Genomic DNA, 4,184 nt, shown 5'->3' on the forward strand with positions numbered 1-4,184 from the left:
CCGGCCTTCACCTCCACGATCATGGTGGCATAGGTCTCCGGCGAGCCGATGCCGTAGATGCAGGAGACCGAGGCGACGATCACCACGTCGCGGCGCTCGAAGAGCGCGCGGGTGGCGGAGTGGCGCATACGGTCGATCTGCTCGTTGATCGAGCTCTCCTTCTCGATATAGGTGTCGCTGCGCGGGACGTAGGCTTCCGGCTGGTAGTAGTCGTAATAGGAAACGAAGTACTCCACCGAGTTGTTCGGGAAGAAGGACTTCATCTCCGCATAGAGCTGGGCCGCCAGGGTCTTGTTGGGCGCCAGCACCAGGGAGGGGCGCTGCAGCTCAGCGATGATGTGGGCGGCGGTGAAGGTTTTGCCGGAGCCGGTCACCCCCAGCAGCACCTGATCGCGTTCCCCCTCGCCCAGGCCGCCGGTCAGCTCGGCGATGGCCTGCGGCTGGTCGCCCGCCGGCACGAAGTCGGAATCGATCCTGAAGGGCGTCCCGGCGGCGACGTCCACCGGCTTGGCCGGGAAGGGGGTGAGGACGGAGTTCGGCATGCCTCTTTATAGGCGCCGTGCCCCCATCGATGCCAGAGGCCAGAAGGAGACCTCCTGCCAGCAGTCTGTCAGGAGAGTCGGGAGCCTGGCAGGAGCGCGCGGCCGGCCTCTTGACGGCCGGTCCGCAATCTCATATATTCAACCAAATGGTTGAATATTCTGAAGAGCGCCTGGACCGCACCTTTTCCGCCCTCGCCGACCCGACCCGGCGGGCCATTCTGGGCCGCCTGATGGCGGGGGAGGCGCGGGTGACCGAGATCGCCCAGCCCTTCGACATGTCCCTGAACGCCGTCTCCAAGCACGTCGCCGTGCTGGAGCGGGCGGGGCTGGTGAAGCGCGACGTGCAGGGCCGGGTGCATCAGCTTTCCTTCGAAGGCGCCCCGATCCTGGAGGCGGCGCGCTGGATGGAAGAGACCCGGCGCTTCTGGGAGGCCCGGCTGGACGCCCTGGACGCCTTCCTCAAGCGGCAGAAAACCCCGGACACCTCCCCCCACGGATCTGATGGAAAGGAACGAAAGTCATGAGCGATGCGCTGAGCAGCGAGAGCGTGGCGCCGGCCGCGGCCTTCGGGACTGCGCCGACGGTCAGGATCACCCGCGTCTACGAGGCCACGCCCCAGGCGGTCTTCGACGCCTGGACCAAGCCCGAACAGTTGAGCCAGTGGCTCTGCCCCTTCGACCTGCACGTCGCCGATGCCGCCGTGGATCTGAGAGTGGGCGGCGCCTATCACGTCCTGATGCGCGGCGCGGACGACCACGAGCACCACGGCGTCTTCGAGGTCATCGATCCGCCGGGCCGGCTGGTGATGTCCTGGGCCGGCGGCGGCCTGAAGGGCGTCGAAAGCCGCCTGACCATCGGCATCGAGGAGGCCGAGACCGCCGACGGCAAGCCGGCTGCGCGGATGACCCTGATCCACGAGCGCTTCCCCGATGCCGAGACCTCCGGCAACTACGAGGGCGGCTGGAACAGCGCCTTCGACAAGCTGGAAGCGGCGCTGAAGCGCTGAACGAAACCTTTGCGACACAGCAATGGGAGACGGACAATGGTGGAGACGGCTTTGAGCCAGCCGGTGGTGCGCCTGACCCGGCGTCTGGATGCCACGCCGGAACTGGTCTTCGACGCCTGGACCGATCCGCAGATGGTGCGCCAGTGGCTGGTGCCGGGGGAGATGGTGATGGCCGCTCTGGAACTCGACCTGCGCGTCGGCGGGCGCTTCGACTTCGTCATGAAGGGTGAGGAAACCTATGCCCACCGCTGCGTATACCGGGAGATCGAGCGGCCGCGGCGGCTGGTCTTCACCTGGTCTTCTTCGGCGACCGCGGGCAGGGACACCCTGGTCACCGTGGAAATCAAACCGCTGGGTGAGGGCTCGGAACTGACCCTGACCCATGAAGGCTTCACCGATCAGGCCATGGCCGAACTGCACAACGGCGGCTGGACGGCCTGCTTCGAGAAGTTCGTCCCCTTCGTGGAGGATTAGGTTTTCCGCTTCGCTCAGTTTCGGTGCCAGCCCGCTCCCCCGCCCGGCCACCCACTAGGATTCTGGCGCTGGGTGGCCGGGCGGGGGAGCGGGCCGGAACCGCTAAACCTCAGAGGAGCCAACCATGCCCGCGACGCAATACAACCCAATGCAACAAGCCCTGGCCCGCATGGCCGCGCGCTCGCCGGTCCTGCTGCCCCATTCCAGCGACAAGCAGCGCAGGCTGCGCAGTGAGCTTATGGAGGCCGAGGTGGCGCTGAAGGAGCAGCGCGAGAAGGTGGCCGCCCTGCGCCGGCGTCTGCCCCTGGGCACGCGGCTGGAGACCGACTACGTCTTCCGGGAAGGGCCCGCGGAGCTCTCGCGCAACGATGCCGCCGAGATGACCGAAACCAGGCTGAGCGACCTCTTCGCCCCGGGCAAGGAGAACCTCATCCTCATTCACTTCATGTTCGGCGCGGCGGCGGAAAACCCCTGTCCCATGTGCACCATGTGGGCCGACGGCTACGATGCGGTGGCCGAACATGTGCGCCAGCGGGCCGCGCTGGTGCTGGTCGCGAAGGCGGAGATCGGCAAACTGCGGGCCTTCGCCGCCGCGCGGGGCTGGAGCCACCTGCGCCTGCTGTCCAGCCACGACACCAGCTTCAACGCCGACTTCGGCATGGAGGACGACTTCGGCCAGTGGCCGGGCGTCTCGGTGTTCCGCAAGGGCGAGGACGGCCGCGTCTATCACTTCTACACGGGCTCGGCGCCCATCGGTGCGGACCTCGCCCGCGGCATCGATCTGATGTCGCCGGTCTGGCACCTCTTCGACCTGCTGCCGGAAGGCCGCGGCGACTGGTTCCCGAGCCTGCGCTACGACTGACGCCTGGTTCCCTTCCAGCCGCCGCCCATCAAGGGAGGCGGCGTGCGGAAGGCCTGGCGCAGAGCCACTGCGCCCTCCTCTTCACTGGGAGTACTCCGCAATTGAGGGTCCTGGGCGGGCGCGAGAGTCGGCGTGGCGGGGCCGGCGAATGGCCGGAGCGGGATGGATGCCATCGGGGTCTTCCGTTTCCAAAGCACTGTTCGTAAAGCAGGGGCGCCTAAAGCAGCGGCGCAAAGAGCAGCAGCGCGGCGCCGAGGCCGACACCGACCAAGGCAAGGACGAAAAGCCGCGCCGACCAGCGGCGCAGACGGCTGCCGCGGTCCAGCGGTCCCGGCTTGTGCTGGGTCATGAGCGTGGGGTCAAAGAGCATGGGCTGAGGGTACCTTTCCTGGTTCAATTCCCCCGGTTGTGATGTCTCCCCCAATGAAGTCGGCGTGATCTGTCGCGGCGGTCTCTCCGGCGGCGGTCTCTCCGGCGGCGGTCTCTCCGGCGGCGGTCTCTCCGGCGGTGGTTTCCCCGGCAGTGGTTTCCCCGGCAGTGGTTTCCCCGGCGGCGGCATCCATGGCCTCGGCGGTGACCGCGTAGCGCAGCGGGCCGCCGGGCGCGACGGCGTCGAAGGGATAGCAGGTGACCAGCGTCAGCAGGTGCCGGCCCTCGCCGGGCCGCAGGATCACTTCCTGGCGCACGTCGAGAACGGCATGACCTTGCACCCGGTAGTCCCGCCAGGCACCGCTGCGGTCCTGCAGGCGGAAGCGGCTGCCGGGCTCCATATGGCGCAGGAAGGCGAAGTGGGTGTCGCGGTGACCGCCGAGCACGTCGTGGTTCAAGCGCTCCGTGCCGGCAACCCAGCCGGGCCCGAAGGCGAGGGTGCGGCCTGACGCGCCGGCCAGCACGAAGAGGTCGATGTCCCTTGCCGGCACCTGCAGCCGGGCCACCGGCCAGGTGTCGGCCCAGGGCCAGGGCCTGACAGTGTCGGCCCCCGCCAGGGTCTGCGTCCAGGCGCGCTCCATCAGGTGTTGGGCGAGCCAGGCCTTGCCGTGGATCAGCGCGGCCCCGCTGAGCTGCCAGAGGCCGAGGCCGACCAGCAGCAGGGCGAGGCCGAAGAAAGCCTGCCTGGCTTTCGAAGCGCTAAGCAATCTGGGCCGCCTTTCGCCGACGCATCAGGAACAGCAGAAGCAGGCCGGCGGTCAGGGCGAGGCCGCCGAAGAGGGCCATGCGCTCGGCTGCGGTCGCACCCTGCGGCAGCACGATCGGCTGGCCGCCATTGGCAGCATCGGCCTGCTGCAGCAGCGGTGCTGGC

The 4,184-nt window shown here is 68.3% G+C and carries 7 protein-coding genes; 4 read left to right on the forward strand and 3 right to left on the reverse strand.

The annotated features are described in order from the left end of the window. Nucleotides 1-542, reverse strand: a 542-nt coding sequence (locus Q0982_RS09835; protein ID WP_299394789.1) for a DEAD/DEAH box helicase family protein, incomplete at its 3' end; no start/stop codon positions are given. 146 nt (nt 543-688) lie between these two features. Here Q0982_RS09835 and Q0982_RS09840 point away from each other — a divergent pair. From Q0982_RS09840 to Q0982_RS09855, 4 genes are all read left to right on the forward strand, one after another. Further along, the gene (locus Q0982_RS09840; protein ID WP_299394792.1) at nt 689-1,066 is read left to right on the forward strand and encodes a helix-turn-helix transcriptional regulator; all 378 of its coding nucleotides are present in this window, start codon (nt 689-691) and stop codon (nt 1,064-1,066) included. Then, a complete protein-coding gene (locus Q0982_RS09845; protein WP_299394794.1) occupies nt 1,063-1,548 on the forward strand; it encodes an SRPBCC domain-containing protein in 486 nt (161 codons plus the stop codon). The genes Q0982_RS09840 and Q0982_RS09845 overlap by 4 nt, the downstream gene beginning before the upstream one ends. A gap of 36 nt (nt 1,549-1,584) precedes the next feature. Further along, nucleotides 1,585-2,022, forward strand: a complete 438-nt coding sequence (locus tag Q0982_RS09850) for an SRPBCC domain-containing protein (protein WP_299394797.1) — start codon at nt 1,585-1,587, stop codon at nt 2,020-2,022. A 124-nt stretch (nt 2,023-2,146) separates the two neighbouring features. Then, nucleotides 2,147-2,884, forward strand: a complete 738-nt coding sequence (locus Q0982_RS09855) for a DUF899 family protein (RefSeq protein ID WP_299394799.1) — start codon at nt 2,147-2,149, stop codon at nt 2,882-2,884. Nucleotides 2,885-3,101: 217 nt separating this feature from the next. On the opposite strand, the gene Q0982_RS09860 is transcribed toward Q0982_RS09855, so the two are convergent. Then, nucleotides 3,102-3,254, reverse strand: a complete 153-nt coding sequence (locus Q0982_RS09860) for a hypothetical protein (RefSeq protein ID WP_299394802.1) — start codon at nt 3,252-3,254, stop codon at nt 3,102-3,104. Beyond that, entirely contained in the window at nt 3,244-4,020 is a 777-nt protein-coding gene (locus Q0982_RS09865; protein ID WP_299394803.1) for a class GN sortase, read from the reverse strand. The genes Q0982_RS09860 and Q0982_RS09865 overlap by 11 nt, the downstream gene beginning before the upstream one ends. Nucleotides 4,021-4,184: the final 164 nt, after the last annotated feature.

Source organism: Pelagibius sp. (assembly GCF_028281305.1).
In the GTDB taxonomy this organism is placed as follows: Bacteria; Pseudomonadota; Alphaproteobacteria; order Kiloniellales; family Kiloniellaceae; genus Pelagibius.

What these genes read in the sequence shown, in the direction of transcription:
- Q0982_RS09840 (WP_299394792.1), top strand. Translation starts at nt 689, where the DNA reads ATGGTTGAATATTCTGAAGAGCGCCTGGACCGCACCTTTTCCGCCCTC.
- Q0982_RS09855 (WP_299394799.1), top strand. Translation starts at nt 2,147, where the DNA reads ATGCCCGCGACGCAATACAACCCAATGCAACAAGCCCTGGCCCGCATG.
- Q0982_RS09845 (WP_299394794.1), top strand. Translation starts at nt 1,063, where the DNA reads ATGAGCGATGCGCTGAGCAGCGAGAGCGTGGCGCCGGCCGCGGCCTTC.
- Q0982_RS09850 (WP_299394797.1), top strand. Translation starts at nt 1,585, where the DNA reads ATGGTGGAGACGGCTTTGAGCCAGCCGGTGGTGCGCCTGACCCGGCGT.
- Q0982_RS09860 (WP_299394802.1), bottom strand. Translation starts at nt 3,254, where the DNA reads ATGCTCTTTGACCCCACGCTCATGACCCAGCACAAGCCGGGACCGCTG.